26 protein-coding genes are annotated in these 26,302 nt (G+C 61.9%); 10 read left to right on the forward strand and 16 right to left on the reverse strand.

What is annotated here, in order from left to right:
• Nucleotides 1–59 precede the first annotated feature (59 nt).
• Nucleotides 60–773, forward strand: a complete 714-nt coding sequence (locus ACIPOO_RS24860; RefSeq protein ID WP_400610491.1) for a PA5502 family lipoprotein — start codon at nt 60–62, stop codon at nt 771–773.
• Between the two features lie 174 nt (nt 774–947).
• Here ACIPOO_RS24860 and katE read toward each other — a convergent pair whose 3' ends face one another.
• Complete coding sequence (gene katE, locus ACIPOO_RS24865) at nt 948–3,104, reverse strand: catalase HPII (RefSeq protein ID WP_400610493.1); 2,157 nt, start codon at nt 3,102–3,104, stop codon at nt 948–950.
• Nucleotides 3,105–3,509: 405 nt separating this feature from the next.
• Between katE and ACIPOO_RS24870 the strand changes: the two genes are divergently transcribed.
• The 3 genes from ACIPOO_RS24870 to ACIPOO_RS24880 all read left to right on the forward strand — a co-directional run bounded on the left by ACIPOO_RS24870 (nt 3,510) and on the right by ACIPOO_RS24880 (nt 6,030).
• The gene (locus ACIPOO_RS24870) at nt 3,510–4,517 is read left to right on the forward strand and encodes a methionine ABC transporter ATP-binding protein (protein WP_274132010.1); all 1,008 of its coding nucleotides are present in this window, start codon (nt 3,510–3,512) and stop codon (nt 4,515–4,517) included.
• Nucleotides 4,517–5,191: a methionine ABC transporter permease gene (locus tag ACIPOO_RS24875; protein WP_400610495.1), complete on the forward strand. Its 675-nt coding sequence runs from the start codon at nt 4,517–4,519 to the stop codon at nt 5,189–5,191. The genes ACIPOO_RS24870 and ACIPOO_RS24875 overlap by 1 nt, the downstream gene beginning before the upstream one ends.
• A 65-nt stretch (nt 5,192–5,256) precedes the next feature.
• Complete coding sequence (locus tag ACIPOO_RS24880) at nt 5,257–6,030, forward strand: MetQ/NlpA family ABC transporter substrate-binding protein (RefSeq protein ID WP_274132014.1); 774 nt, start codon at nt 5,257–5,259, stop codon at nt 6,028–6,030.
• A gap of 133 nt (nt 6,031–6,163) precedes the next feature.
• Here ACIPOO_RS24880 and ACIPOO_RS24885 read toward each other — a convergent pair whose 3' ends face one another.
• The 5 genes from ACIPOO_RS24885 to ACIPOO_RS24905 form a co-directional block, all read right to left on the reverse strand.
• Nucleotides 6,164–6,796 carry an SCO family protein gene (locus ACIPOO_RS24885; RefSeq protein ID WP_400610497.1) on the reverse strand — a complete coding sequence of 211 codons (633 nt, stop codon included), beginning with the start codon at nt 6,794–6,796 and terminating at the stop codon, nt 6,164–6,166.
• Entirely contained in the window at nt 6,793–7,692 is a 900-nt protein-coding gene (gene cyoE / locus ACIPOO_RS24890; protein ID WP_274132016.1) for a heme o synthase, read from the reverse strand. The genes ACIPOO_RS24885 and cyoE overlap by 4 nt, the downstream gene beginning before the upstream one ends.
• Nucleotides 7,693–7,825: 133 nt before the next feature.
• On the reverse strand, nt 7,826–8,881 hold the full coding sequence (locus ACIPOO_RS24895) for a heme A synthase (RefSeq protein ID WP_400610499.1): 1,056 nt from the start codon (nt 8,879–8,881) through the stop codon (nt 7,826–7,828).
• 10 nt (nt 8,882–8,891) lie between these two features.
• Nucleotides 8,892–9,485 (reverse strand): hypothetical protein, encoded by a 594-nt coding sequence (locus ACIPOO_RS24900; RefSeq protein ID WP_274132018.1) that lies wholly within the window; start codon nt 9,483–9,485, stop codon nt 8,892–8,894.
• Nucleotides 9,451–10,215, reverse strand: coding sequence for an SURF1 family protein (locus tag ACIPOO_RS24905; protein WP_400610587.1), 765 nt, complete (start codon nt 10,213–10,215; stop codon nt 9,451–9,453). Before ACIPOO_RS24905 ends, ACIPOO_RS24900 begins: the two co-directional genes overlap by 35 nt.
• A 71-nt stretch (nt 10,216–10,286) precedes the next feature.
• Here ACIPOO_RS24905 and ACIPOO_RS24910 point away from each other — a divergent pair, with 71 nt between their 5' ends.
• Nucleotides 10,287–10,490 carry a twin transmembrane helix small protein gene (locus ACIPOO_RS24910; protein ID WP_274132020.1) on the forward strand — a complete coding sequence of 68 codons (204 nt, stop codon included), beginning with the start codon at nt 10,287–10,289 and terminating at the stop codon, nt 10,488–10,490.
• A gap of 108 nt (nt 10,491–10,598) precedes the next feature.
• On the opposite strand, the gene ACIPOO_RS24915 is transcribed toward ACIPOO_RS24910, so the two are convergent.
• From ACIPOO_RS24915 to coxB, 4 genes are all read right to left on the reverse strand, one after another.
• Nucleotides 10,599–11,483: a cytochrome c oxidase subunit 3 gene (locus tag ACIPOO_RS24915; protein ID WP_400610502.1), complete on the reverse strand. Its 885-nt coding sequence runs from the start codon at nt 11,481–11,483 to the stop codon at nt 10,599–10,601.
• Between the two features lie 26 nt (nt 11,484–11,509).
• Nucleotides 11,510–12,073 (reverse strand): cytochrome c oxidase assembly protein, encoded by a 564-nt coding sequence (locus ACIPOO_RS24920; protein WP_400610504.1) that lies wholly within the window; start codon nt 12,071–12,073, stop codon nt 11,510–11,512.
• Nucleotide 12,074: 1 nt separating this feature from the next.
• A complete protein-coding gene (gene ctaD, locus ACIPOO_RS24925) occupies nt 12,075–13,673 on the reverse strand; it encodes a cytochrome c oxidase subunit I (RefSeq protein ID WP_274132024.1) in 1,599 nt (532 codons plus the stop codon).
• A gap of 160 nt (nt 13,674–13,833) precedes the next feature.
• Nucleotides 13,834–14,961: a cytochrome c oxidase subunit II gene (gene coxB, locus ACIPOO_RS24930; protein WP_400610506.1), complete on the reverse strand. Its 1,128-nt coding sequence runs from the start codon at nt 14,959–14,961 to the stop codon at nt 13,834–13,836.
• 369 nt (nt 14,962–15,330) lie between these two features.
• On the opposite strand from coxB, the gene ACIPOO_RS24935 reads away from it, so the two are divergent.
• Nucleotides 15,331–15,981, forward strand: a complete 651-nt coding sequence (locus ACIPOO_RS24935; RefSeq protein WP_400610508.1) for a hypothetical protein — start codon at nt 15,331–15,333, stop codon at nt 15,979–15,981.
• A gap of 128 nt (nt 15,982–16,109) precedes the next feature.
• Here the strand turns inward: ACIPOO_RS24935 and ACIPOO_RS24940 are convergent, their stop codons facing one another.
• The 3 genes from ACIPOO_RS24940 to ACIPOO_RS24950 all read right to left on the reverse strand — a co-directional run bounded on the left by ACIPOO_RS24940 (nt 16,110) and on the right by ACIPOO_RS24950 (nt 19,985).
• Complete coding sequence (locus ACIPOO_RS24940) at nt 16,110–17,639, reverse strand: SulP family inorganic anion transporter (RefSeq protein WP_400610510.1); 1,530 nt, start codon at nt 17,637–17,639, stop codon at nt 16,110–16,112.
• A 216-nt stretch (nt 17,640–17,855) separates the two neighbouring features.
• On the reverse strand, nt 17,856–18,587 hold the full coding sequence (locus tag ACIPOO_RS24945) for a carbonic anhydrase (RefSeq protein ID WP_274132031.1): 732 nt from the start codon (nt 18,585–18,587) through the stop codon (nt 17,856–17,858).
• 339 nt (nt 18,588–18,926) lie between these two features.
• Nucleotides 18,927–19,985, reverse strand: coding sequence for a PA0069 family radical SAM protein (locus tag ACIPOO_RS24950; RefSeq protein ID WP_400610512.1), 1,059 nt, complete (start codon nt 19,983–19,985; stop codon nt 18,927–18,929).
• A gap of 186 nt (nt 19,986–20,171) precedes the next feature.
• Between ACIPOO_RS24950 and ACIPOO_RS24955 the strand changes: the two genes are divergently transcribed.
• On the forward strand, nt 20,172–20,852 hold the full coding sequence (locus tag ACIPOO_RS24955) for a dual specificity protein phosphatase family protein (protein WP_400610514.1): 681 nt from the start codon (nt 20,172–20,174) through the stop codon (nt 20,850–20,852).
• A 100-nt stretch (nt 20,853–20,952) separates the two neighbouring features.
• On the opposite strand, the gene ACIPOO_RS24960 is transcribed toward ACIPOO_RS24955, so the two are convergent.
• Together ACIPOO_RS24960 and prlC are read right to left on the reverse strand one after the other, a co-directional pair.
• Nucleotides 20,953–21,240, reverse strand: coding sequence for a YheV family putative zinc ribbon protein (locus ACIPOO_RS24960; RefSeq protein WP_274132037.1), 288 nt, complete (start codon nt 21,238–21,240; stop codon nt 20,953–20,955).
• Entirely contained in the window at nt 21,237–23,288 is a 2,052-nt protein-coding gene (gene prlC / locus ACIPOO_RS24965; RefSeq protein WP_400610517.1) for an oligopeptidase A, read from the reverse strand. Before prlC ends, ACIPOO_RS24960 begins: the two co-directional genes overlap by 4 nt.
• Before the next feature lie 90 nt (nt 23,289–23,378).
• Between prlC and ACIPOO_RS24970 the strand changes: the two genes are divergently transcribed.
• Both ACIPOO_RS24970 and ACIPOO_RS24975 read left to right on the forward strand, forming a co-directional pair.
• Nucleotides 23,379–23,927: a gamma carbonic anhydrase family protein gene (locus tag ACIPOO_RS24970; protein ID WP_400610519.1), complete on the forward strand. Its 549-nt coding sequence runs from the start codon at nt 23,379–23,381 to the stop codon at nt 23,925–23,927.
• 25 nt (nt 23,928–23,952) lie between these two features.
• Nucleotides 23,953–24,603, forward strand: a complete 651-nt coding sequence (locus ACIPOO_RS24975) for an HAD family hydrolase (protein ID WP_400610521.1) — start codon at nt 23,953–23,955, stop codon at nt 24,601–24,603.
• Nucleotides 24,604–24,703: 100 nt separating this feature from the next.
• On the opposite strand, the gene ACIPOO_RS24980 is transcribed toward ACIPOO_RS24975, so the two are convergent.
• Nucleotides 24,704–25,765, reverse strand: a complete 1,062-nt coding sequence (locus ACIPOO_RS24980; RefSeq protein WP_400610523.1) for an aminopeptidase — start codon at nt 25,763–25,765, stop codon at nt 24,704–24,706.
• 110 nt (nt 25,766–25,875) lie between these two features.
• On the opposite strand from ACIPOO_RS24980, the gene ACIPOO_RS24985 reads away from it, so the two are divergent.
• Entirely contained in the window at nt 25,876–26,292 is a 417-nt protein-coding gene (locus tag ACIPOO_RS24985; RefSeq protein WP_274132042.1) for a hypothetical protein, read from the forward strand.
• Nucleotides 26,293–26,302 lie beyond the last annotated feature (10 nt).

The following is a 26,302-nucleotide window of genomic DNA, read 5'->3' on the forward strand; positions in this document are numbered from 1 at the left end:
GGTGCAAGGCACTTTTGTGTAGACTTGCTCGTTTTTTGCGCAAATAGAGAATCGCAGGAATGAAGCCGTTCCCATCCCGTTATCTGCTGCTTGCTGCATTTTCCATCGTATTGACCGCCTGCCAGAGCAAGCCTGTCGAGCCGCCCGCAGCCGTTGCGGCGCCTGATGCCTACCAGCAGCTGGAGCAGAACATCGCCAGCAGTGAACTGGCCACCGCCGAAGACCAGCTCGCCGCGCTGCAAGCCAAGGACCCTGAGGATCCTCGCCTGGAGCAACTTCAGCGCGAACTGGCCGAGGCCTACCTGAGCCGCAGCCAGATCGTTCTGCAAAAGGGTGATGTCAACGCTGCCGCCACCGCACTGAGCCGCGCCCGCGCGCTGATGCCCAAGGCACCGGCGCTGACCAGCGGCGTCAACGGCGCCATCGCCCACGCCCGCAAGGCCGAGCTGGACAAGGCCGAAGCCGAGCTGCGCGCCGCCGAGGCCAAGCGCACTGCCAAGATCATCGACCCGACCGTCGAGAGCACCACGATCAGGCTGAAGATCGACGATTCGAAACAGATGCGCCGCCAATTGAACGACATCGCCGCCGATATCACCGCGTTCAACTGCGAAGTGACGGTTCAGGTCCCGCGCACCGACGACTATCCGTGGCTGGCCACCTTGCTGACCAAGCGGGTGAGCAAGATCAATCCGGACTTCGAGCTGCAGATTCAGCGCGAGATTGAGAAGACCGAGCCTGCGCAGATCATTCTGAAGCCTGCGAAGCTTTGATTGTTTTTTGAGCAAAACAAAGGCGTTGCCGTCACAGGCAACGCCTTTTTTATTGCTCAAACATTGGACCTGTAGGAGCGCGCTTGCCCGCGACGGCGGTGTGTCAGAACTCACATCGGGTCCTGACACACCGCCGTCGCGGGCAAGCGCGCTCCTACAAAGGTCAGCCGTTGATCACGCCGGAATCGCCTTGGCCTTCGGCTCCCGCGCCCACACCCGGTGCTGCTGGATGGCGTCGAAGAATGCCTTGAACGACTTCTCATCCGACACGGCCAGCAACCCCGCATCCGCCTCAAGACGCAGCAAGTCGATCAAATCCTGCGCATCTCCTGCATAGGCAATCGCCTTCAGGTGCTTATAGGCCTCCAGCACGTAGTGCAGTGCCACGCCATTGCCACTCAACGCCTTCACCGAAGCCCCGCCCGGGATGAACACCGCATCGAAGATGACCGACGGCATACCTTCCATCGACGCATCCACCGCCAGGGTCTTGCCGCCTGCGGTCTTCACCGGCGCGGAGGTCGGGCCGAGAACCTTGGCGTGAGCCGACTGGGCTTCCAGCGCAGCCTTCATGGTCGCCACGGCCTTATCGTCCACCCCGTCAGCCACCAGAATCGCCACCTTGCGCGAGGCGATGTCGCCGGCCAGCAGATTGACCTGGCTGAGCAGCGGCGACTTGTCCACCGTCGGTTTGCCGGTCTTCTGCGGTTTCACGGTCGCACCCTTGGGCGCAGGCAGGCCGAGGTTTTCCGCGACTCGCTTGGCCAGAGTCAGGTCGATGTTGGCCAGGATCTCGTTCACCTGGCGCGCGCGAATGTGTTCACGCTCAACCTTGCCCAACTCGAAGCTGTAGGCAGCGATGATGTGTTCCTTTTCGTGCTCGCTCATGCTGTTGAAGAACAGCGTGGCCTGGGAGAAGTGATCGCCGAACGACGGGCTGCGCTCGCGTACCTTGTGCGCTTCGATGCGTTCCTGATACGTCTCGAAGCCGCCATCCTGCGGTGCTGCCGGGGTTTCCTTCGGCCAGCCGCCGTCAATGGAGTTGGGCTCGTAGGACGCGCGGCCCTTGTCGATGGTCATGCGGTGCTGGGCATCGCGCTGGCCACTGTGGTTGGGCGCAACCGGGCGGTTGATCGGGATCTCGTGAAAGTTCGGCCCGCCCAGTCGGCTGATCTGTGTATCGGTGTAGGAAAACAGCCGGCCCTGCAGCAGCGGGTCATTGGAGAAGTCGATGCCTGGCACGATATGGCCCGGGCAGAACGCCACCTGCTCGGTTTCAGCGAAGTAGTTGTCCGGGTTGCGGTTGAGCACCATCTTGCCCAGCGGCGTCACCGGTACCATTTCTTCGGGGATGATCTTGGTGGGGTCGAGCAGGTCGAAATCGAACTTGTGCTCGTCCTCTTCAGCGACGATCTGCACGCCCAGTTCCCATTCAGGGTAATCGCCGGACTCGATGGATTCCCACAGGTCACGACGGTGGTAGTCGGTGTCCTTGCCCGCCAGCTTCTGCGCTTCGTCCCACAGCAGCGAGCAGGTGCCGTACTTGGGCTTCCAGTGGAATTTCACGAACGAGGCCTTGCCCTCGGTATTGATCATGCGGAAGGTGTGAATGCCAAAGCCCTGCATGCTGCGCAGATTTTTCGGGATGGCCCGGTCGGACATGGCCCACAACACCATGTGCGCCGACTCCGGCACCAGCGAGACGAAATCCCAGAAGGTGTCGTGGGCCGAGCCGCCGGTAGGAATCTCGTTGTGAGGCTCGGGCTTCACGGCGTGGACGAAGTCAGGAAACTTGATCGCATCCTGGATGAAGAACACTGGCATGTTGTTGCCCACCAGGTCGTAGTTGCCTTCACCGGTGTAGAACTTCACCGCGAAACCACGCACGTCGCGCACGGTATCCCCGGAACCGCGTGGTCCCTGTACCGTGGAAAAGCGCACGAACACCGGGGTTTTCTTCCCCGGATCGCGCAGGAATTCTGCCTTGCTCAGCGCGGAATGGTTCTCGTAGGTCTGAAAGTAACCGTGAGCCGCCGTACCGCGCGCATGAACGATGCGCTCCGGAATCCGCTCATGGTCAAAATGCGTGATCTTTTCGCGCATGATGAAATCTTCGAGCAGCGACGGCCCGCGATTGCCGACCTTCAGCGAGTTCTGGTTATCCGAAACCTTCACCCCGTGGTTGGTGCGCAGGGCCTGACCAGTGGCGTCGGAGCGGAACTGTTCGAGGCTTTGCAGCTTCTCGTTGGTGTTGCCACGGTCCAGTGTGTCGGTACCTGCCAACTCGCTCTTCGGTGTATCGCTAACAGGGGTCGTTTTCTTGGTAGCCATCAGACAGAAACTCCTCGGTTCAGGCGGCTCTCACTCAACCCTGCGTAGGCAAGGGCGGTTCAAGCTCGGTAAGCAGGGATTTCCCTGACAAAGCACAGGGAGAAATCGCGGCGCTTACTTAGTGACTGAGGAGAAAAATGGCCGTTCCGTGTTTTTTCCAACCTTTGGTCTAACGTTGCTTGGGCCATCGCTACCGGTTTTTATGACCGTTGGGCAGGTCACCTGCCAAATAAATACTAAGAATGCTGGGCCCAAGCCCGGCCTGACAGGCTAAAATGCGCGCCCGGTTTATCCAGCCGAGGCGATAAATGGCCGAAATGGCATCGCCCCAGCAGTTCGCCCGCGCTCAAAGTGCCTTCAAGATTGCGAACTGAATTTCCAACGCGCCCCCACAAGGTTCGCTACGTGATCGAGTTTCATAACGTCCATAAAACCTATCGGGTTGCCGACAGGGAAATTCCCGCGCTGCATCCCACCAGCCTGCAGGTCCAAGCCGGCCAGGTGTTTGGCCTGATTGGCCACTCCGGCGCAGGCAAAAGCACCATGCTGCGTCTGATCAACCGTCTGGAAGCGCCAAGCGGCGGCAAGATCCTGGTCGATGGCGTGGATGTCACCGCCCTCGATGCGGACGGCCTGCGCGGCTTCCGGCGTCAGGTCGGGATGATCTTCCAGCACTTCAACCTGCTGTCGTCCAAGACCGTGGCCGACAACGTCGCCATGCCGCTGACCCTGGCCGGGGACATGTCCCGTGCGCAGATCGATCAGCGTGTGGCCGAGTTGCTGGCGCGGGTCGGGCTGTCCGACCACGCGAAGAAGTACCCGGCGCAGTTGTCCGGCGGCCAGAAACAGCGCGTCGGCATCGCCCGCGCCCTGGCGACCAAGCCCAAGATCCTGCTGTGCGACGAGGCCACCAGTGCCCTGGACCCGCAGACCACGGCGTCGGTGCTGCAACTGCTGGCGGAGATCAACCGCGAGCTGAAACTGACCATCGTGCTGATCACCCACGAGATGGACGTCATTCGTCGCGTCTGCGATCAGGTGGCGGTGATGGATGCCGGGGTGATCGTCGAACAGGGCGCGGTGGCCGATGTGTTCCTGCATCCCAAGCACCCGACCACCCGCCGTTTCGTCCAGGAAGACGAGCAGGTCGACGAGAACGAGCAGAATTCGGACTTCGCTCACGTGCAGGGTCGCATCGTGCGTCTGACGTTCCAGGGTGAAGCGACCTACGCGCCGCTGCTGGGTACCGTCGCCCGGGAAACCGGCGTGGACTACAGCATCCTGGCCGGTCGTATCGACCGCATCAAGGACACTCCCTACGGGCAACTGACGCTGGCCATCACTGGCGGCGACATGGAGGCCGCGTTCGCGCGCTTCACCGCCGCTGACGTTCACATGGAGATCCTGCGCTGATGGAAACCCTGCTCAATCTGTTTTCCAACGTCGACTGGTACGAAATCTGGGTCGCGACCGGCGACACGCTGATCATGCTTGGCGTATCCCTGGCGTTCACCGTGCTGTTGGGCCTGCCCCTGGGCGTGCTGATGTTCCTCACCTCGCCGCGCCAGTTGCTTGAAAACAAGCCGGTCTACGCGACCGTCGGCCTGATCGTGAACATGCTGCGGGCCTTGCCGTTCATCATCCTGCTGATCGTGATGATGCCGCTGACCGAAATCATCACCGGCACCTCGCTGGGGATTCTCGGCACCCTGCCGCCGCTGATCGCAGGCGCCACGCCGTTCTTCGCGCGCCTGGTGGAAACCGCGCTGCGTGAAGTGGATCGCGGCATCATCGAGGCCATTCAGGCGATGGGCGCCACCACCCGGCAGATCATCGTCAAGGCGCTGCTGCCCGAGGCGCGGCCGGGCATCCTGGCGGCGATCACCGTCACGGCCATTGCCCTGGTGTCGTTCACGGCCATGGCCGGTGCGGTCGGTGCGGGCGGGCTGGGTGACCTGGCGATTCGCTACGGTTACCAGCGCTTCCAGAACGATGTGATGTTCGTGACGGTCGTATTGCTGCTGGTGCTGGTGCAGATTCTGCAAACCGTGGGCGACAAACTGGTCGCGCACTTTTCACACCGTTAATTGAATTGGCCGGTTTCAACTGGCAGATGCGTGTCACTGGGCACGCATTTCAAGGAGTAAGAGATATGAAGAAGCTGTTGGCCGTTTTCGCCGCCGTCACCGCGCTGTCCGCCCACGCCGATGAAACCCTGACCGTCGCCGCGACCGCCGTGCCCCACGCCGAGATCCTGGAGTTCGTGAAACCTGCGCTCGCCAAAGAGGGCGTGACCCTGAACGTGAAGGTCTTCAACGACTATGTGCAGCCGAACGTGCAGGTCGATCAGAAGCGCATGGACGCCAACTTCTTCCAGCACCAGCCGTACCTGGACGAGTTCAACAAGGGCAAGGGCACTCACCTGGTGAGCGTGGCCAAGGTTCACGTCGAACCGTTCGGCGCGTACTCGGACAAGATCAAGAACCTGGCCGACCTGCCCGACGGCGCCACCGTTGCCCTGCCCAATGACGCGACCAACGAAGGCCGTGCGTTCCTGCTGCTGGTCAAGGCCGGTCTGATCACCCTGAAGGATCCGACCAGCATCACCGCCAAGCCGAGCGATGTGCAGCAGAACCCTAAAGCGCTGAAATTCCGTGAGCTGGAAGCCGCGACCCTGCCGCGAGTGTTGACCCAGGTCGATCTGGCGCTGATCAACACCAACTACGCGCTGACCGCCAAGCTCGATCCGACCAAGGATGCGCTGATCATCGAAGGCCAGGAATCGCCGTACGCCAACATCCTGGTAACCCGCGAAGACAACAAGGACGCGCCGGCCATCCAGAAGCTGGTCGCAGCCTTGCACAGCCCCGAGACCCGCGAGTTCATCCAGACCAAATACAAAGGCGCCGTGGTCCCGGCGTTCTGATCATATCGCAACACTGTAGGAGCGCGCTTGCCCGCGACTACGGTATGTCTGTGGTACTTAAGCCATCTGACACACCGCCGTCGCGGGCAAGCGCGCTCCTACGACCTTCGGCCAGAGTCAAAAGCGTCGTCGCTTATTTCCTCTCAACCAACCCCGGCAACTGCGCCACCAGCTTCTGGTTGTTCAGCGGCGCGCGGATGAAGCCGCGTTGGGTGCCGTCCGGGCCCAGCAGGGCGAGGTTGCCGCTGTGGTCCACCGTGTAGTTCGGCTTGCTGGTATCGGCCGGAATGAACGGAATGCTCACCGCGTTGGCCAGTTTCTGAATGCTGTCCACCGGCGCCGTCAGCCCCACGAACTGCTTGTCGAAGTAACCCAGGTAGGTTTTCAACTGCGCAGGCGTGTCCCGATTGGGGTCAACGCTGACCAGCACGATGCGCAACTTGTCCACCGCCTCCCTGGGCAGTTCGCTCTTGATCTGGCGCAGTTGGGCCAGGGTGGTCGGGCAGATGTCCGGGCAGAAGGTGTAGCCGAAAAACAGCAGCGTCCACTTGTCTTTCAGGCTGTCCAGCGCCACCGGCTGGCCGTCCTGGTCGGTCATCTTCAGGTCCGGCACGTTGCGCGCCTGGGGCAGCAGGATCACACCGGCGTCGATCAGCGCGGTCTGGTCGCCCTGGCCTTTGCCCGAGAGCACACGGTTGACGGTCAGGCCCAGCACCAGCGCCACGATGGCCACGAGAATGAAGACGGTCTTTTGGGTTCGGGTCATAAATTCAACAGTAAGTAGTGATCTACGAGCAGCGCGATGAACAGCCACAGCAAGTACCAGATCGAGTACTTGAAGGTGTTGATCGCAGCGTGCGGCTGGCTGCCACGGTACAACACCAGAGCCCAATGCAGAAAGCGAATCCCCAGCGCACTGGCGCAGATCAGGTACAGCAAGCCGCTCATCTTGATCACGTAGGGCATCAGGCTCACGGCCAACATCACGCAGGTGTAGAGCACGATGTGCAACTTGGTGTAACGCTCGCCGTGGGTCACCGGCAACATCGGGATATCGGCCCGGGCGTATTCCTCTTTGCGGTGGATGGCCAGCGCCCAGAAGTGCGGCGGGGTCCAGGCGAAGATGATGAGGGTCAGCAACAATGGCTCGGCGCTCAGATGCCCGGTGACCGCGACCCAGCCCAGCATCGGCGGCGCGGCACCGGCCAGGCCGCCGATGACGATGTTCTGCGGCGTCGCGCGCTTGAGAAAGCCGGTGTAGATCACCGCATAGCCGAGCAACGAGGCCAGCGTCAGCCAGGCGGCGAGGGCATTGGTGAAGGTCAGCAGCAGCGCCTGCCCGCCAATGGCCAGCAGCGCGGCGAAGGTGAGGGCGGCCACGGGCGACACCCGGCCTTCGGCGATGGGCCGCTTGTGGGTGCGCGCCATCAAGGCGTCGATGCGCCGGTCCACCACATGATTGACCACCGCAGCGCCGCCCGCGCACAGGGTGATGCCCAGGTTGCCGAACAACAGCACGGCCCACGGCACACCTGCGCGGGTGGCGAGGAACATGCCCACCAGCGAGGTGATGAGCATCAGCACCAGGACCTTGGGCTTGGTCAGCTCCAGGTAATCACGCCACAGCGCCTGGCGATGCCGAACGCCGGTGGTGGTTGTCATGAAATTCCTCCGTCTAACGAACTGTAGGAGCGCGCTTGCCCGCGACCGCGGTGTGTCAGTCGCAAGAGATGTGTCTGACACACCGCCGTCGTCCGAATGCGGCCCAGACCAAGCGCGCTCCTACAGGGTTCGGTTACCGATGTGGGCCGAGGTGCAGAAGCACATGGGCGTGCTGCCAGATGCTCGGCGCGTGCCTTCTGGCCACCACAAACGCGGGCCGGACCCGGTAGTTGATGAGCGTCATGGTCAGCATCAACGCCGCACCGCCTGCGTTGTGAGCTACCGCCACGTCCAGCGGCAAATGAAACAGCACATTGCTGATGCCCAATGACACCTGCACCCCCAGGGCCATCACCAACAACCCCGCCAGCCCCTTGAGCCCTGCGCGGTTAAGCTGCCAGGCCAGCGCCAGCAACGAAATCGTCACCAGCAAGGCGCCGATGCGATGGGTCAGGTGAATCGCCGTGCGCGCCTCGCTGTCGAGTTTGCCGCCCAGATAATTGGGGCCAATGTGCTGGGTCAGGTGAAAGCCGTTGGCGAAATCGGCGTCCGGCCACCATTGGCCCTGGCAGGTGGGAAGGTCGATACAGGCCATGGCCGCATAGTTGGAACTGACCCAGCCCCCCAAGGCGATCTGCAAGGCCACCAAGCCAAGCCCGACCGCTGCCAGGCGCCGCAAACGCGGTTCGATCTGCGGCATCGGTGCAAACTTGCCGCTCAAACGCACAGTCAGCAGGAACAACAGGCTCAACGTCGTGATGCCGCCCAACAGATGCGCCGTGACCACCTGGGGCCAGAGCTTGAGCGTCACCGTCCACATGCCGAACGCCGCTTGCGCGAACACCACGCCCACCAGCGCCAGAGGCAATCCCACCGGCTGGCCGGCAATGTGCCGACGATGCCAGGCCTGCACGCCGAGCATCATGATGGCCAGCGCCAAGCCGCCGGCAAAATAGCGGTGCACCATCTCGTTGCGGCCCTTGTGCTCTATGACAGGCGCGTCCGGGTAGTGCAGTTCGGCGTGGGCCAGTTGCGCCTCGGTCTTGGGCACGCTGATGAAGCCATAGCAGCCGGGCCAGTCCGGGCAGCCCAGGCCCGCGTGGGTCAATCGGGTGTAGGCGCCCAGCAAAACCACCACCAAGGCGAGCAGGGTTGCAAACAGAGCAAGACGAAATCCGGGCCTGGTCATCATGACCCCCTTAGCCGATGTTCGACAGTTTCAGCAGTTGGCGCAGGTCGTTGAGCAGATCCTTGCCATTGACCTCGGCGCCGTAGCGCAGCACAAGATTGCCGTGGGGATCGACGATCCACAGCTGCGGCAGGTCGACTCCGGGCGCGGTGCGCTGGTAACGCTTGATGTCCAATGGGTAGCGCTGCAACTGTGGGTACTCGCGGGCCAGCTTGGCGTCATAGGCCGGATCCAGCGGCTCGGTGGTGGTCAGTGCGTGGCTGGCACGGGTGGCATCGCGGCCCAGCCCGATCTGAATCTGCCGCGCCAGGTACACCAGTTGCTGGCAATCGGCTTCGCAGGGGCCGGGCGCGGTCACCAGTAGCTGCCAGCGCGTCTCGTCGGACTGTACGCCAAGCTCGGTGCGGGTTTCGCCGGTGGCGATCAGGTCACCGTGGTAGTTACGGCTGTCCGGCACCCAGAATTTGAACTTGTACATGCTGGTGGCCAGAATCATCGGGCCGATTGCCACCAACAACACCGCAATCAGTTGCAGGCGCCCGCGACGCCGGCTTTTCGCTGGCCGGCGCTCAGACGTGCTGGCTGGACTCATCGCTGTTCCCATGGGCGTTCTCCTTGTTTTTATTGTTCTTTGCGGGGCGGCGCGGGCTGAAACCCAGGAACAGGTAGAGCCCGACCAGCGCGGTGGACATCGCGAACCACTGCACCGCATACCCCAGATGTTTCTCGGGCCCCATGGCGACCACCGGCCAGTCGGTGCGGTAGGCGGCGGGACCGGCTTCCAGGCGCAGTTCGTGGGCGAAACCTCCACGGTTCATCTCAGGCCAGACCTTGGCCGGATCGATGGCCGTGAGCAGTTTCGGCCAGCTCGCGCCTTGCGCATCGGGATGCAACTGGAAGGTCGCCCCCGGCGACACATACACCCAGGCATCCAGATTCATCGCCTCGGCAGGTGTTTCGAAAGCCGGCGGCGTGCGCCGGTCGGGCCACGGCAGCCAGCCGCGATTGACCATCAGCCACAACCCGCTGGACTGGTCATGAAACGGCTGGATCAGCTCGACCCCGGCCTTGCCGTCGCGCACGCTGTTGTCCAGCAACAGGCTGTGCTGGGCATCGAAGCTGCCGCGCAGTTGCACCCGGCGGTATGCGGGGTCGGCGGTGGTAGGCAACAATTCGGCGGACATCGGCGGCGCGGCACGGCGTTCGGCGTAGGTGTCGAGCAGGAGGCGCTTTTCCTCACCTCGCCCCAGTTGCCAGAAGCCAAGCGAAACCAGCACCGGCAGCACGACGAGCACCACCAGCGTGGGCGCAATGCCAGGCCGGAAGCGTCGCATCACGCGGCCCTCACTCGCATGCCCGCCACACCTATACTGGTTTGCATAACCTTCGCTCCCGGAGTGACCCGATGCTCAAAGTGGCCATAGTCGTGATGCTCATCGCCACCATCGTCAGCCTTTTCAGCGGGCTGTTCTTCCTGGTCAAGGACGACGCTTCATCGACCCGCCTGCTCAAGGCCCTGACCGTCCGTGTGCTCTGCGCCGCCATTACCCTGACGTTGATTGCCTATGGCTATTTCAGCGGGCAGTTGGTCTACCACACCCCTTGGTAACTCCGCTTGTAGGAGCGCGCTTGCCCGCGATTGCGGTGTGTCTGATGTAACACCTGCAACTGACACACCGCCATCGCGGGCAAGCGCGCTCCTACAGGTCGGTGGTGGCTATAGGACGTACACAAATACAAACAACCCCACCCAAACCACATCCACGAAGTGCCAGTACCAGCTCGCCGCCTCGAATCCGAACTGCTGCTCGGCGTTGAAATGCCCGCGCATGATCCGCATCAGCATCACAAACAGAATGATCGTGCCGATGGTCACGTGGGCGCCGTGGAAGCCGGTAAGCATGAAGAAGGTCGCGCCATAGATGCCTGAACCCAGGGTCAGGCCCAGCTCGGTGTAGGCCTCGTGGTATTCGAACGCCTGCAGCGTCAGAAACGCGAGGCCCAGCAGGATGGTCAGCGCCAGCCACAGTTTCAGCGCCCCGCGATGGCCCTTCTTCAGCGCGTGGTGGGCGATGGTCACCGTGACGCTTGAACTGACCAGCAAGGCGGTGTTGATCAGCGGCAGATGCCACGGATCAATAACCTCCTTGGGAGGAGGGAAGAGTTTCGGGTCAGGCGTATGCAGCAGCGGCCAGACATTCTCGAAGCTCGGCCAGAGCATGTGGGCGATGCCCTTGGGACCGTCACCGGCCAGCGCTGGCAAGGTGATGTGGCGCACGTAGAAAAGTGCGCCGAAGAACGCCACGAAGAACATCACTTCCGAGAAGATGAACCAGCTCATGCCCCAGCGAAACGAGCGATCCATCTGCGCGCTGTACAGGCCCGCCCGGCCTTCCTTGATGACCGTGCCGAACCAGCCGAACATCATGTACGCGACCATCAGCGCGCCGACGCAGAAGATCAGGGCGCCGTGGGTATCGCGGCCGGCCTTCAGGCCAATCAGCCAGGTGCCCAGGCCGTACATGGTGACGAACATGCCCAGCGTGGCGATGATCGGCCATTTGCTCTGTGCCGGAACGTAATAATGCTCATGGGATGCCATCTTCAGAATCTCCTCAGGCCCTGGGCCTAACCGCCATTGGCCGCCACGGGGCGGACCACGGGCGGCATGCGAGCGGTGATATCAAACAGCGTGTAAGCGAGCGTCAGGTGTTTCACATCCTTGGGCAGGTCGCGGTCGACGATGAAGCGCACCGGCATTTCGATGCGCTCGCCCGGTTGCAGCATTTGCTGGGTGAAGCAGAAGCATTCGGTCTTGTGGAAATACATCGCGGCGGTGCTCGGCGAAATGCTCGGGATCGCCTGGGCGGTCATCGCCTTGCTGGTCGGGTTCTGCGCCACGAACAACATCTCGCTCACCGCCCCCGGGTGCACCACGATTTCCTGAGCCTCAGGATAGAAGCCCCATGTCATGTCGGCATTGTTGGTGGCCAGAAACTGCACCCGCACCTGACGGCTGTCGTCCACCTGCTGGGTCTGGGAGTACTGGCCTCCCGTCTTGCCGTTGATGCCCAGCGCCTTGCACATCACGTCATAGATCGGCACCAGCGCAAAACCGAAGGCGAACATCAGCACCACCAGGATCAGCAGGCGGGTGACCAGTCGCCGGGTTGTGCGCTCGGTAGTGGCCATCTCAATGGTCTCTGTCACTGATGTCCGGCGGCGTCACGAAGGTGTGATACGGCGCAGGCGAGGGCACGGTCCACTCAAGGCCATCGGCCCCATCCCAGGGCTTGGCGGGCGCAGGCGGGCCGCCACGGATGGTCTTGATGACGATGAACAGGAAGAAGATCTGCGTGGCGCCAAAGGTGAACGCACCGATGGACGAGACCATGTTGAAGTCGGCGAATTGCAGGTTGTAGTCAGGCACGCGACGCGGCATGCCTGCCAGCCCCACGAAGTGCATCGGGAAGAAGGCCATGTTCATGCCGATGAAGGACAGCCAGAAATGCAGCTTGCCCAGGGTTTCGTCGTACATGTGGCCGGTCCATTTCGGCAGCCAGTAGTAGGCCGACGCGAAGATGCCAAAGATCGCACCCGGCACCAGCACGTAGTGGAAATGCGCGACCACGAAGTAGGTGTCCTGGTACTGGAAGTCAGCGGGGGCAATCGCCAGCATCAAGCCGGAGAAGCCGCCGATGGTGAACAGGATCACGAACGCCACGGCAAACAGCATCGGCGTCTCGAAGGTCAGTTCGCCCTGCCACATGGTGCTGACCCAGTTGAACACTTTCACCCCGGTCGGCACGGCGATGAGCATCGTCGCGTACATGAAGAACAGCTCGCCCACCAGCGGGATGCCGACCACGAACATGTGGTGCGCCCAGACGATGAACGACAGGAACGCGATGCTCGCCGTGGCGTAGACCATCGACGTGTAGCCAAACAGCGGCTTGCGCGAAAACGCCGGGATGATCGAACTGACCGCGCCGAAAGCTGGCAGGATCATGATGTACACCTCGGGGTGGCCGAAGAACCAGAACACATGCTGGAACAGCACCGGATCACCGCCACCCGCCGCGCTGAAGAAACTGGTGTGGAAATGGATATCCATCAGCATCATGGTCACGCAACCTGCCAGCACTGGCATTACCGCAATCAGCAGGAAGGCGGTAATCAGCCAGGTCCAGACGAACAGCGGCATTTTCATCAATGTCATGCCTGGGGCGCGCAGGTTGAGAATGGTGGCGATGACGTTGATCGCACCCATGATCGAGCTGATGCCCATCAAGTGAATGGCGAAGATGAAATAGGTGACGCTTTCCGGCGCGTAGGTGGTGGACAGCGGCGCGTAGAAGGTCCAGCCGAAGTTCGGCCCGCCGCCGGGGGTGAACAGCGTCGAAACCAGCAGCAGGAACGCGGCGGGCAACAGCCAGAAGCTGAAGTTGTTCATCCTCGGCAAGGCCATGTCCGGCGCGCCGATCATCAGCGGGATCATCCAGTTGGCCAGGCCGACGAACGCCGGCATCACCGCACCGAACACCATCACCAGCCCGTGCATGGTGGTCATCTGGTTGAAGAACGCCGGCTCCACGATCTGCAGGCCGGGCTGAAACAGCTCGGCACGGATCACCATGGCGAAGGAGCCGCCGAGCAGGAACATGCAGAAGCTGAACCACAGGTACAGCGTGCCGATGTCCTTGTGGTTGGTCGTCAGCACCCAGCGCATCAGGCCCTTGGCGGGGCCATGGGCATGGCCTTCGTGGCCATGGTCGTCAATCACTGCACTCATGTCCTGTCTCCTGCGAAACACTGACGGATCGGCATTGCTGTTGTCGCCGCTTTGTAGGAGCGCGCTTGCCCGCGACCGGGGCGTGTCTGAAGCGGATTTACCGCCTGACACGACGCCGTCGCGGGCAAGCGCGCTCCTACAGCGATCTCTGCGAGGCTATTCATTTCGCAGCCGCCTGTTTAAGCGCCAGCACGTCTTTTGGCGTGACCATGTCGCCTTTGTTGTTGCCCCAGGCATTGCGTTCGTACGTCACGACCGCTGCGATATCGACTTCCGACAGTTGCTTGCCGAACGCTGCCATCGCGGTGCCAGGACGCCCGTTGAACACGGTCGCCAGGTGCTCTTCTTTCGGCCCGAGTACGGTTTTCGAGCCCTTGAGTGCGGGGAACATCGGCGGCAGGCCCTGGCCTTCAGCCTGGTGACAGGCCGCGCAGGTGGTGTGATAGACCTTGTCGCCCTGGGCCACCAGCTCCTCAAGCGTCCAGTCCTTGCTGGTCAGCTCCTTGAGCTTGGCGGCTTCTGCCTTGCGGTCGGCCAGCCAGGTGTCGTAGTCGGCCTGGGTCTTGGCTTCGACCACAATCGGCATGAAGCCGTGATCCTTGCCGCACAGCTCGGCGCACTGGCCGCGGTAGATGCCGGGCTTCTCGATGCGGGTCCAGGCCTCATTGACGAAACCGGGGATGGCGTCGCGCTTGACCGCGAACGCGGGCACCCACCAGGAATGGATGACGTCAGCGGAAGTCACCAGAAAGCGGATCTTCACCCCGACTGGCACCACCAACGGCTGATCCACCTCAAGAAGGTAGTGCTCGCCCTTGGCTTCCTTGTTGTGGATCTGATCCTGGGGAGTGGCCAGATTGCTGAAGAACTCGACGTCCTGGCCCAGGTACTTGTAGTTCCACTTCCACTGGTAACCGGTGACCTGGATATCCAGGCCCGATTCCGTGTTGTCGTACATTTGAATGAGGGTCTTGGTGGCGGGGATCGCCATGACCACCAGAATCACCAGCGGCACGACCGTCCAGAGGATTTCCACCGTCGTGCTTTCATGGAATTTGGCGGCAACCTGCCCGGTTGACCGTCTGTGAACGATCATCGACCAGAACATCGCGCCGAACACGATGATCCCGATCACCACACAGATCCAGAAGATGGTCATGTGCAGGTCGAAGACTTCGTGACTTACCTCGGTCGCTCCAGGTGCCATATTCGTCGTCCAGGCGGCGTGCACCGGACTGAATATCGACCACAACAGGAGGCCCATCCAGACATGTGGATGTCGCATCATTGCGCTTTCCCCTCTTGTTCTTCTTATAGCCAGCAGTCACTTGCGGGCGAGGGAGCGGTCGATTAAGTCGCTAAGGGGACCGGGGCCTGGCCTGCACTTCCAGTTCAGACATCATCAGCATCTACTCACAGACCCGAGTATAGACACGCCGCCATCACGCGCACGCAGTGGAGAATCTGCAAATCCGAGCTATACGCACACGCTTTTACTGAGAAAAATCGACGAAATCTGGGAGAAAGTGGCCTTTTAATAGCCAATGCACATAACCATGAAACTGTTATGACAATTACGTCTTAGCGACGTTGCCAAGCAAGCTAACGTATGACTTCCCTATAATGACAGCCTGGTTTTTCGCCCCATGGAGCATTCATGAACACCGCCGCATTGCGCGAGCAGATCACCCAAGCACAAGAACACGAGACAAGGACCGGCGGGCTGCTCCGCCAACTCGAGTTACAACTTCCCCATCTACACCCTGCCATCCATCTGCCCGATGTCGATGCCAGAGGGGTGTTGACGCGCTTCGTCATCGCCTACATCGAACAAGTCCCGGACCTGCTGGACGCCGCCCACGAAGTGGCGCGCCAGGCCGGGATCGAAAGCCAGATCAAGCCGGTGCTGAAAATCGCCGAGCAGTTTTTCAGCGCGCCACCGGCCATCATGGAAGGCCATGAGGGTCTGGACGGGCTGCTGGACGAGGCCTACCTGGCCCATCGTCTGGTGGAAGAAGTGAACGATTTGTACATCACGCACCTGCGCCAGCCACTGATCCCGGTCAATACCACCGTGGCCAGCGTCATCGCCCATCAGTTGATCGGTGAAGATTTCGCCAACCAGCTCGATGAAGTGGTGCACCACGCCATCGACCAGTTGCTCAACGAGGACAGCTTCTCGCTGGAGTCGGTCGAGGCCTACCGCGAAAAGCTCGCCAGCCCCGACACGGAAGCGGCGTGGAAACGCTGGCCGAGCCTGTCACGCCAGTTGGGTGTGGGGCTTGAGATGGAATGCGCGAAGGACTGATTTACCCACTGTAGGAGCGCGCTTGCCCGCGACCGCGGTGTGTCCATGACGTATTTTTTTGTCTGACACGCCGCAATCGTCCGGATGCGGCCCAGACCAAGCGCGCTCCTACAATGTTTCCACCGATATCAATGCATCGCAGCGCCACCAATCGACGTACGCATCCGCCCTTCGACCCTGCGCTTGAGCAACCGCTGCTCCAGCACCAGGCGCGAGCCTTGCGCTGCATTGGCGCGGCCCCAGTCTTCCAGCAACTCCAGGCAGGAATGGTCGATGTAGCTCAGGTTACCCAACGGCACGTGCAGCGTGGTGCCTGGCGGAACTGCGCCCAACGCCTGGGTCAGTGCCGGCACCTTGAGAAAGGTCGCAGCACCCGTGAGGCGCAGTTCCATCTCGCCCTCGGTTTCGAGGTCCACCAGATTGATCTTCAACCGCGATGCGTTCAGCGCCAGTTGCACCAGTGTCAGGCCGAAGCCGATCAACACGCCGGTCAACAGGTCGGTGAAGATGATCGTGCCCGCAGTCGCCGCGTAGATGAACATCGGCATGCGGCCGTAACGGCCCAGGCCACGCAGCGCCTTGAAGTCCACCAGCTTCACACCGGTGTACACCAGTACACCCGCCAGGCTCGCCACCGGAATGCTTTGCAGCACGCTGGACAGCAACAGCACGAACGCCAGCAACCAGAAGCCATGGAAAATCGACGACAGGCGCGTCTTCGCCCCGGCCTGCACGTTGGCCGAACTGCGTACGATCACGCCGGTCATCGGCAGCGCGCCCACCAGGCCGCAGAGCATATTGCCGACGCCCTGGGCGCTGAGTTCCTTGTCGAAGTCAGAACGCTGGCCGCTGTGCATGCGGTCAACAGCGGCAGCGGAGAGCAGGGTTTCGGCGCTGGCGATGAACGCCACCGCGATGGCCGCGATCAGGATTGAAGGGTCCGCCAGATTCAACAGATCCGCCGGGCGCAGCCAGTCGATGGCTTCGCTGAGGTTGGCGGGCACCTCGACGCGGTTGACGTCCAGGCTCATCAGCAGGCTGACAACCGTGGCGATGCCCACACCCAGCAGCGCACCCGGCACAAACCGCAGCGCCTGCGGCCGGCGCTTTTCCCACAGCCACATCACCGCAATCGTACCCAGGCCCAGAAGCCCCGCCTGCATGGCGCTGCCCGGGCCCATGGCGCCAAACAGCGTCTGCGGAAAGGCGATCAGGTTATCCAGCCCCGATGGCTTGGGCCCGCTGTCGAACATCACATGGGCCTGGGACAAGACGATCAGCACGCCAATCCCGGCCAGCATGCCGTAGACCACCGCAGGCGCCGTGACCCGAAACCAGCAGCCGAGCTTGAGGCGACCGGCCAGCAGTTGCAGCACACCGGCCAGCAACAGGATCGGGCCGAGCATTGCCATGCCGTGCTCGCGCACCAGTTCGAATACCAGTACGGCAAGGCCTGCCGCAGGGCCGCTGACCTGCAACGGAGACCCCGCAAGCCAGCCGACCACGATGCCACCGATGATGCCGGTTACCAGGCCCTTGGCGGGCGGCATGCCCGAGGCAATGGCGATACCCATGCACAGCGGCAGCGCCACCAGAAAAACTACCACCGAAGCCAGCAGCTCCCGTGGCAATAAAGCTTTCAGATCCGTAGTTGCCATGGGGCTCTCCGCATAATCTTCAGACGTGACAATGCCCCGCAGCACGCACGATGCGCGGCCGCCAAGAGCTTGAATGAGGTTGGAACCGGGTAGCAGTCCGGCTTGCCGGCGGGGCGGATCAGAGGGCGCCGACGCCGGCATGCCGGACTGCTACGGTCGGTGATTGCCTTTCACCGACGCAGGCTCACAAGACGCGAGCCTGCGTGCAACGGGCGATCAGTAACGCGAGCGAGGCGTCGCTGTCGGGATGGCGTGATCACCATCAAGAGGCAGGAAGGCCCCCTGCTTGGAGTCGTAGGCGCGGATTTCGCTGGTCTCGATGTTATAGACCCAGCCGTGGATGAACAGCTGACCGCTGGCCAGTTTCGACGCCACCGATGGGTGGGTGCGCAAATGCTGAAGCTGGGCGATGACGTTCTCTTCGGTGAGCACGTGCATGGTTTCATGCTCGCCAGTGCAGTTGCAGTTGTCCTGGACCACGGTCTTGGCGACCTCGGCGTGACGCAGCCAGGCCTTGACCGTCGGCATCTTTTCCAGGGAGTCAGGGTTGAGCACCGCACGCATCGCGCCGCAGTCGGAGTGGCCGCAGACGATGATGTGCTGCACGCCCAGGGCCATGACTGCGTATTCGATCGCTGTAGAAACGCCGCCGTTCATGGGGCCGTACGGCGGAACCACGTTGCCGACGTTGCGGGTGACGAACAGGTCGCCCGGCGAGCTCTGGGTAATCAGTTCAGGGACGATGCGCGAGTCGGCGCAGGTAATGAACATGGCCCGTGGGTGCTGGGCAGTGGCGAGCTTCTTGAACAGTTCTTCCTGCTGCGGGAAGACGTCATGGCGAAAATGTTTGAAGCCATCGACGATGTGTTGCAGCGCCGCGTCGGCAGATTCGGCATGGCTCGCAGCACCTGTCGTGGCGGCCTGAGGTGTTTTATCCCTGTTGCTCATGTCTCATCCTCTCTAAAAACGGATTGAAGTGGATTTTCCGGTAATTCCCGTGGGCTACCCACCTTTTCAGGCATGACGGACAATTTCATCGATATGCGACCCGCTGGTCACTTGTGAAACACCCTACCGGCCAAAACTTAATTGAAACTGAATGCACCGCTCTAACTCGCGGGTCTGGCTTAAGAAAATCTTAATCCCCGCATGTTTCCACCCCTCGTAGCAGCACGGCTTCCCGGCGGGAGCGGTGGTTCAGTTAATGATACGTTGGCTGACACACCGCCCCGCCGGCAAGCCGTGCTGCTACGGGTGCAATTGCTGACAGTTAAGACGCCACACGAGTCACAACAGTGACATCTGACCACCCGGTGGGCAGAACGCCTCACAATCGAGCCTGAAACTGTCGCGCCGGTTCAGCTCCAGCTTGCGCATTGCAATACTGTAGCGCTGTGCGAGCAGCTCGGCGAACACCCCTTCGCCGCGCATCCGAGAACCGAAGCGGCTGTCGTACACCTGCCCGCCACGGCTCTGGCGCACCAGGCTCATCACGTGCTCGGCCCGTTGCGGGTAGTGCGCCTGCAGCCACTCCTCGAACAGCGGCGCGACTTCCAGCGGCAGGCGCAGCATCACGTAGCTGGCACTCAGCGCGCCGGCGGCCTTGGCCTCGCTCATCATTCGCTCAAGCTCCATGTCGTTGATCATGGGGATGATCGGCGCCAGCAACACGCCGACCGGCACGCCCGCATCGCGCAGCACCCGGATCGCCCGCAGCCTGGCCTTGGGCGCCGCGGCACGTGGCTCAAGGATGCGTTTGAGTTCGTCGTCCAGTGACGTCAGGCTGATGAACACCGACACCAGCCGCAGCTTTGCAAGCTCGGCCAGCAGGTCCAGGTCCCGCAGAATCAACGACCCCTTGGTGATGATCGTCACCGGATGCCGGTAGCGCAGCAGCACTTCGAGGATGGCCCGTGTGAGCTTGTGTTCGCGCTCGATGGGCTGATACGGGTCGGTGTTGGCACCCAGGGTGATGGGCGCCACGCTGTAACCCGGCTTGGACAATTGCTGCTCAAGCAAACTGGCCGCGTTGGTCTTGGCGATCAGCCTGGTCTCGAAATCCAGCCCCGGCGACATGTCCCAATAGGCGTGGCTGGGCCGGGCGTAGCAATAGATGCAACCGTGCTCGCACCCCCGGTACGGGTTGATGGAGCGGTCGAACGGGATGTCCGGCGAGGAGTTGCGGGCGATGATGCTCTTGGCCGTTTCCAGGGTAACGGTGGTGCCTTGGGTCAGCGGCACTTCCTGATACCAGCCGTCGTCCTCGACCACCGAGCGATTGGGCGCGAAACGGTTGTGGGGATTGGTCGCGGTGCCGCGGCCGCGCGGGGGCAGGGAAATGGACATGCGCGCCTCTGGATAACTGTTCATATATACAGTATCGCGAAACGCCCCGTCTCTCCACGGGCAGCCGACAAAAATCCCCAAGGCACCGATCAATGGCAATCAACACGGCTTTGACATTTACCCGACATCGCCTTGACCGGCGGCGGCACAGACTCGCTGCACTTCTTCCGCCACCGGCCATCCACCATGCTTCCTCGTTTGCCCGCCATGCTGTTCGCCTGCCTGCTGGCTGTTTCGACTGTGTCGTTGGCGCAGGCCAGTGACACGACGGCACCCACGCCTGCATCCCGCCCTGCGCAGTGGGCGCAACCGATCAACACCGGTTACAACCTGTATCGGATCACGCCCACCCTGTACCGCAGCCGCCAGCCGGACGCCGATGCGCAGCCCTTGCTCAAGCAGCTTGGCATCATGACCGTGGTGAACTTCATCAAGGAAAGCGACAGCAAATGGCTGGCAGATCCAGCCGTGACCCAGGTTCAGATTCCGCTGCAAACCGTGCACATCGACGATGCCGACGTGATCAAAAGCCTGCACGCGATTGAAACGGCGCAGCAGCGAGGTCCGGTACTGATGCACTGCAAACACGGCCAGGACCGCACCGGCCTGATAGCGGCGATGTACCGGATCGTGGTGCAGGGCTGGACCAAGGAACAGGCGGTGGAAGAGATGACCCACGGCGGGTATGGCGATGAAGACAATCTCAAGCGGGGAATTGCCTACATCGACAAGGTGGATGTTCAGGCGCTGAAAACGGCCTATCAAAGCGGCGCGTGCAGCACCAGCGCGCTGGCGAGCTGCGCGATCAAGGGCTGGTTTCAGAAGACCGACGTGGCCGGCGTACCCACAATCTTGTGGCGACTGTAGGAGCGCGCTTGCCCGCGACCGCGGAGTGTCAGGCGATGAATGCGTCGGGGACACACCGCCGTCGCGGGCAAGCGCGCTCCTACAAGGTTTGCGTCATACCTCAGCTGGGATCAACCGGCTTCTTCAACTTCGGATTAGGGAAGAACTGCACGCCCTGCACCTTCGGATCGGCTGGTTTCACCGGCGCCTTGTTGACCCGCGTACCCAACTCCTTGGGCACTGACTGGCCCTGGGCGTTGAGCGTGTCCGCGTAGCCGCAATGCACGCATTCGCGATGCGGAACGTCGTCTTCGTTCCACATCATCAGCTTGTCAGACTCGCTGCACGCCGGGCATACAGCCCCGGCAATGAAGCGCTTCTTGGTCACCACGCGAGGTGTGTCGCTCATGCTGCCGCGTCCTCGCTCAGGCCGGAATGACGCAACAGCGCGTCAATCGAAGGCTCACGCCCGCGGAAGTCGACGAACAGCACCATCGGCGCCTGGGAGCCACCACGGGCCAGGATCGCCTCGCGGAACGCGCGGCCGGTTTCGGCATTGAGCACGCCGTCTTCTTCGAACTTGGAGAAGGCATCGGCCGACAGCACTTCAGCCCACTTATAGCTGTAATAGCCCGCCGCATAACCCCCGGCGAAGATGTGCGCAAAGCTGTTCGGGAAGCGGTTGTACGCCGGTGGACGCATGACCGACACCTCGTCGCGCACGCCTTCGAGCACTTGCAGCGTGGTGCGACCGTCGCCGTGGGTGGCATGCAGTTCGAAGTCGAACAGCGAGAATTCCAGCTGACGCACCATCATCAGGCCGGACTGGAAGTTCTTCGCTGCCAGCATTTTTTCCAGCAAATCCTGAGGCAGCGGCTCGCCGGTCTCATAGTGTCCGGAGATCAGCGCCAGGCCTTCGGGCTCCCAGCACCAGTTTTCCATGAACTGGCTTGGCAGCTCGACCGCATCCCACGCCACGCCGTTGATGCCCGAAGCGCCGGCGTGCTCGACGCGGGTCAGCAGGTGGTGCAGGCCATGACCGAATTCGTGGAACAGGGTGGTGACTTCATCGTGGGTCAGCAGGGCAGGTTTGCCCGAGTCTGCCGGAGTGAAGTTGCACACCAGGTTGGCCACCGGGCTCTGCAGCGAGCCTGCCGAGGTGCGGCGGCGATCGCGGGCACCGTCCATCCATGCACCGCCACGCTTGTTGGCACGGGCGTAGAGGTCGAAGAAGAAGCGGCCGACGTGCTGGCCGTTTTCCTTGATTTCGAACAGGCGAACGTCAGGGTGCCAGGTATCGAAACCTTTCTGCTCGGTGATTTCGATGCCGTACAGTTTTTGCACAATGGCGAACAGGCCGCCCAGCACCTTGTCGATCGGGAAATAGGCGCGCAGGGCTTCCTGGGAAACGCTGTAGCGCTGTTCGCGCAGCTTCTCGCCGTAGAAACCGCTGTCCCAGCTTTGCAGATCCGGGCAGCCTTGCTCGGCGGCGTAAGCCTTCAACTGCACCAGGTCCTGTGCGGCGAACGGCTTGCTGCGCTTGGCCAGGTCACGCAGGAAGCTCAGTACCTGATCGCTGGATTCAGCCATCTTGGTCGCCAGGCTCAGTTCCGAGAAGCTGGCAAAACCCAACAGTTTGGCCAGTTCCTGGCGCAAATCGAGGATCTGCTCCATCACCGGGCCGTTGTCGTTCTTGCCGGCGTTCGGGCCTTGGTCGGAGGCGCGGGTGCAGTACGCGGCGTAGACTTGCTCGCGCAGCGCACGGTCCTGGGCGTAGGTCATCACCGCGTAGTAGCTCGGGAATTCCAGGGTGATGAGGTAACCTTCCAGACCTTTTGCCTGGGCCGCAGCGGCCATTTGCGCCTTGGCCGAATCGGTCAGGCCGGCGAGCGCCGCTTCGTCGGTGACGTGCTTGGTCCAGGCTTGGGTGGCGTCGAGCAACTGGTTGGAGAACTGGCTGCCCAGCTCCGACAGTTTGCTCTGCACTTCGGCGTAACGTTTCTGCTGCTCGGGCGGCAGATCGATGCCCGACAGGCGGAAGTCACGCAGTGAGTGCTCCAGAATGGTCTTCTGGGCGACGTCGAAACCGGCGGCTTCCGGGCTGTTGGCCAGGGCTTCGAAGGCCTGGAACAGCTCGCGGTTCTGGCCCATTTCGGTCGAATAGGCGCTCAAGCCGGGCAGGCAGGATTCATAGGCTTCGCGCAGTTCGGCGCTGTTGCACACGGCGTTCAGGTGGCTGACCGGGCTCCAGGCAGCGCCCAGGCGGTCATTCAACTCGTCCATCGCCAGCACCAGGCCAGCCCATGTAGGCTGCGTGCCTTGCTTGGCGAGGATGTCGGCAATCGCGGCGCGGTTGTCGGCAAGAATCTGGTCAATGGCAGGTTTTACGTGCTCGGCGCGGATCGCCGAGAAAGGTGGCAGGTCGTAGGATTGCAAAAGAGGGTTGTTCGCGCTCACGGTTTGGCACCTTGGCTGGAAGAAACACCTGAGCATCTTAATTACAATCGGCGCTGACCGCAGCTATCAGCATCAGAGAAGGAGCCTATTGTGGCGATCCGAAAATTCCAGAATCACACGCCGGCCCTTGGCGAGCGGGCTTTCGTCGACCATTCGGCAATTGTTATCGGTGATGTCGAAATCGGCGCGGACAGCTCCGTCTGGCCGCTGACGGTGATTCGCGGCGACATGCACCGCATCCGTATCGGCGCGCGCACCAGCGTGCAGGACGGCAGCGTGTTGCACATCACCCACGCAGGCCCGTTCAACCCGGACGGCTTCCCGCTGCTGATCGGCGATGAGGTGACCATCGGCCACAAGGTCATGCTGCACGGCTGCACCATCGGCAGCCGCATCCTGATCGGCATGGGCAGCACGATCATGGACGGCGCCGTGGTCGAGGACGAAGTCATCATCGGCGCCGGCAGCCTGGTGCCACCGGGCAAGCGCCTGGAAAGCGGCTTTCTGTACGTGGGCCGCCCGGTGAAACAGGCGCGCCCGCTGACCGAGAAGGAAATTGCCTTCTTCCCCTACAGCGCCACCAATTACGTGAAATTGAAAGATCAGCACCTGGCCGAAGGCTTCGACAAGCCCTGCTGATCCCCGGCCGCAAACGAGAGACGACATGCATTACCAGAATATCCTGTTCGACCTGGACGGCACCCTGACCGATCCTCGCGAAGGCATCACCCGTTCGATCCAGTTCGCCCTGAGCAAGCTGGGCATCGACGAACCCGACATCACCCAGCTTGAACACTTCATCGGGCCACCGCTGTTGCAACAGTTCATGCGCGCCTATGACTTCGACGAAGCCCGTGCCTGGGAGGCGGTGGGTTTCTACCGCGAGCGTTTCAAGGTCACCGGGCTGTACGAAAACCTGGTGTTCGACGGCATTTTCGAACTGCTCGACCTGCTGTCCGATCAAGGCCGCACGCTGTTCATCGCGACCTCCAAGCCTTGGGTGTTCGCCCATGAAATCGCCCGGCATTTCGACTTCGCCCGGCACTTCAAGCTGATCTACGGCAGTGAACTGGACGGTACGCGGACCGACAAGGTCGAGCTGATCCGGCATCTGCTGGACGAGGAAAAGCTCGATCCCAAACAGACGCTGATGATCGGCGACCGCAAACATGACCTGATCGGCGGCAAGCGGAACGGGCTGGATGTGGCGGCGGTGGGGTACGGGTTTGGCAGCCGCGAGGAGCTGGAAGCCGAGGCGCCGACCTATCATTTCGAGTCGGTGAAGGCACTGCGTGAGGCGTTCCTCAAGCCCTGAGGACATTTGTAGGAGCGCGCTTGCCCGCGACTGCGGTGTGTCAGACAATGAGTCTGTAACAGACACACCGCGGTCGCGGGCAAGCGCGCTCCTACAGAGGTCAGATTTTCGACAAACGCTCCAACGCCGCCTTGCGCTGATCCTTGGGCAAAGCACCCATCTTCTCCACCGCTGCGAAAAATGCAGGCCAGTCGCCGCCAACCTGCTTGAACAGCGCCGCGAACGCGGGCGTCCATTGGTCATAAAGGCCGATGGGCAGTAGCCGGGCGTTGTTCATCGGCGCGTAGACCCAAGTGTCAAAGCGCTTGTCGCCACTCCATTGGCTGTCGCGCATCGTCCGGTATTCGCTGCGCAGCCGTTCGAACTCAGCGGCCTTGCGCTGGCGCATCACTTCCGGGCTCAGTGGCTCGGCGTACAGCGCCTTGAGCCGGTCCCGCGTGGCTAGCACCAGTGTGGTCAGTTGATCCCTGCGCTGGCTTTCGGATGACGCGCCTTCAGCCGGCAGGCCCCGGGCAGCGCGCCATTGCCGCGTGCCCTCCTGCTCGACGAAGGTGGCGTAGGACTCGTTGAACTCACTGTCGTCCTGCACGTAGAAGCGCTGGTGCGCCAGCTCGTGGAAGATCAGGGTCGCCAGGCGCTCGTCGCCCCAGTTCATCATCGAGCTGATGATCGGATCATCGAACCAGCCCAGCGTCGAATAGGCCTCCACGCCACTGACGTAGACATCCTTGCCGTCAAGCTTCTGCAACGCCGCCTCGCCCCGCGCCGCGCCCTGGCTGTAATAGCCGCGATACGCCACGCAGCCGGCAATGGGGAAACAGTGGGTGACCGGGTCCAGCGAGAACTCTCCCGTGGCGAAGACATTCCAGACCACATACTGGCGGTGGATGTCGGCGTACAGCCGGTAACTCTGGTTGTCCGGCAGATGCAGGTGCTGGCTCGCGAACTCACGAGCCTGTTGCGCCTTGCGCAGGTGCTCGCGCAGTTTGGGGTCGCGCTGGGGGTCGGCAATCACATCTGCCACCGGTTCACGGGCGCGCAGCAGGTCCAGCTGGCCTTCGGCCAATTGCGTGTAATAGGAAAGACTGGAACAGCCGCTGAGGAGTAAAATCGCCAGCATGGACAGGCCGCGCAGCAGCCACTGCTTTTTGTTTCGAATCATGCGGCGGCCTTACCGTCGAAATACATGAGGGGTATAAAGCCCCAGCGTTATGCCGCAGACCCGGCCCCTGACGCAACCATCCCCGTCATCTGCCTAATGCGGAGTCTGTCATGCGCCTGCCCCTGTCGATCATCGCCCTGAGCCTTCTGGCTGGCTGTGCAGGGCCGCTCCCCGCCGTTGACCCGCAACAAGCCTGGGTCGATCTGCACACCTACACCGGCAAGACGCTGATGGCCGACAAGCTCGACGGCAAGCGCACCGAAGACGGCCGCTTCTTTCAGGTATCGCCGGGCAAACACAAGCTCGAAGTGCGTTATGACTATGAATACGCACCCGGCGGCCTGGGCCTGTCGATGGACATCTACAACGAGCTGACCTGCTACGTCACGGTCAACTACGACCATTTCGAAGCGGGCCATCGTTATCGCCTGGATGTGCGCCACGTCGCCAACAGCATCGACGCGCAACTGCGTGACGAACAGCGCAAGGTGCTGGCCGAAGAGGGTGAGATCTTCTGCATTCCCTAGCTCAGGGTTT

This window comes from Pseudomonas sp. NPDC090201 (assembly GCF_044746825.1).
GTDB classification, from domain to species: domain Bacteria; phylum Pseudomonadota; class Gammaproteobacteria; order Pseudomonadales; family Pseudomonadaceae; genus Aquipseudomonas; species Aquipseudomonas putida_AD.

Bases quoted from the DNA above. Each gene is read 5' to 3' on its own strand.
- ACIPOO_RS24860 (WP_400610491.1), top strand. From the start codon at position 60: ATGAAGCCGTTCCCATCCCGTTATCTGCTGCTTGCTGCATTTTCCATC.
- katE (WP_400610493.1), bottom strand. From the start codon at position 3,104: ATGGCTACCAAGAAAACGACCCCTGTTAGCGATACACCGAAGAGCGAG.
- ACIPOO_RS24875 (WP_400610495.1), top strand. From the start codon at position 4,517: ATGGAAACCCTGCTCAATCTGTTTTCCAACGTCGACTGGTACGAAATC.
- ACIPOO_RS24880 (WP_274132014.1), top strand. From the start codon at position 5,257: ATGAAGAAGCTGTTGGCCGTTTTCGCCGCCGTCACCGCGCTGTCCGCC.
- ACIPOO_RS24885 (WP_400610497.1), bottom strand. From the start codon at position 6,796: ATGACCCGAACCCAAAAGACCGTCTTCATTCTCGTGGCCATCGTGGCG.
- cyoE (WP_274132016.1), bottom strand. From the start codon at position 7,692: ATGACAACCACCACCGGCGTTCGGCATCGCCAGGCGCTGTGGCGTGAT.
- ACIPOO_RS24895 (WP_400610499.1), bottom strand. From the start codon at position 8,881: ATGACCAGGCCCGGATTTCGTCTTGCTCTGTTTGCAACCCTGCTCGCC.
- ACIPOO_RS24900 (WP_274132018.1), bottom strand. From the start codon at position 9,485: ATGGGAACAGCGATGAGTCCAGCCAGCACGTCTGAGCGCCGGCCAGCG.
- ACIPOO_RS24905 (WP_400610587.1), bottom strand. From the start codon at position 10,215: ATGCGACGCTTCCGGCCTGGCATTGCGCCCACGCTGGTGGTGCTCGTC.
- ACIPOO_RS24910 (WP_274132020.1), top strand. From the start codon at position 10,287: ATGCTCAAAGTGGCCATAGTCGTGATGCTCATCGCCACCATCGTCAGC.
- ACIPOO_RS24915 (WP_400610502.1), bottom strand. From the start codon at position 11,483: ATGGCATCCCATGAGCATTATTACGTTCCGGCACAGAGCAAATGGCCG.
- ACIPOO_RS24920 (WP_400610504.1), bottom strand. From the start codon at position 12,073: ATGGCCACTACCGAGCGCACAACCCGGCGACTGGTCACCCGCCTGCTG.
- ctaD (WP_274132024.1), bottom strand. From the start codon at position 13,673: ATGAGTGCAGTGATTGACGACCATGGCCACGAAGGCCATGCCCATGGC.
- coxB (WP_400610506.1), bottom strand. From the start codon at position 14,961: ATGATGCGACATCCACATGTCTGGATGGGCCTCCTGTTGTGGTCGATA.
- ACIPOO_RS24935 (WP_400610508.1), top strand. From the start codon at position 15,331: ATGAACACCGCCGCATTGCGCGAGCAGATCACCCAAGCACAAGAACAC.
- ACIPOO_RS24940 (WP_400610510.1), bottom strand. From the start codon at position 17,639: ATGGCAACTACGGATCTGAAAGCTTTATTGCCACGGGAGCTGCTGGCT.
- ACIPOO_RS24945 (WP_274132031.1), bottom strand. From the start codon at position 18,587: ATGAGCAACAGGGATAAAACACCTCAGGCCGCCACGACAGGTGCTGCG.
- ACIPOO_RS24950 (WP_400610512.1), bottom strand. From the start codon at position 19,985: ATGTCCATTTCCCTGCCCCCGCGCGGCCGCGGCACCGCGACCAATCCC.
- ACIPOO_RS24955 (WP_400610514.1), top strand. From the start codon at position 20,172: ATGCTTCCTCGTTTGCCCGCCATGCTGTTCGCCTGCCTGCTGGCTGTT.
- ACIPOO_RS24960 (WP_274132037.1), bottom strand. From the start codon at position 21,240: ATGAGCGACACACCTCGCGTGGTGACCAAGAAGCGCTTCATTGCCGGG.
- ACIPOO_RS24975 (WP_400610521.1), top strand. From the start codon at position 23,953: ATGCATTACCAGAATATCCTGTTCGACCTGGACGGCACCCTGACCGAT.
- ACIPOO_RS24980 (WP_400610523.1), bottom strand. From the start codon at position 25,765: ATGATTCGAAACAAAAAGCAGTGGCTGCTGCGCGGCCTGTCCATGCTG.
- ACIPOO_RS24985 (WP_274132042.1), top strand. From the start codon at position 25,876: ATGCGCCTGCCCCTGTCGATCATCGCCCTGAGCCTTCTGGCTGGCTGT.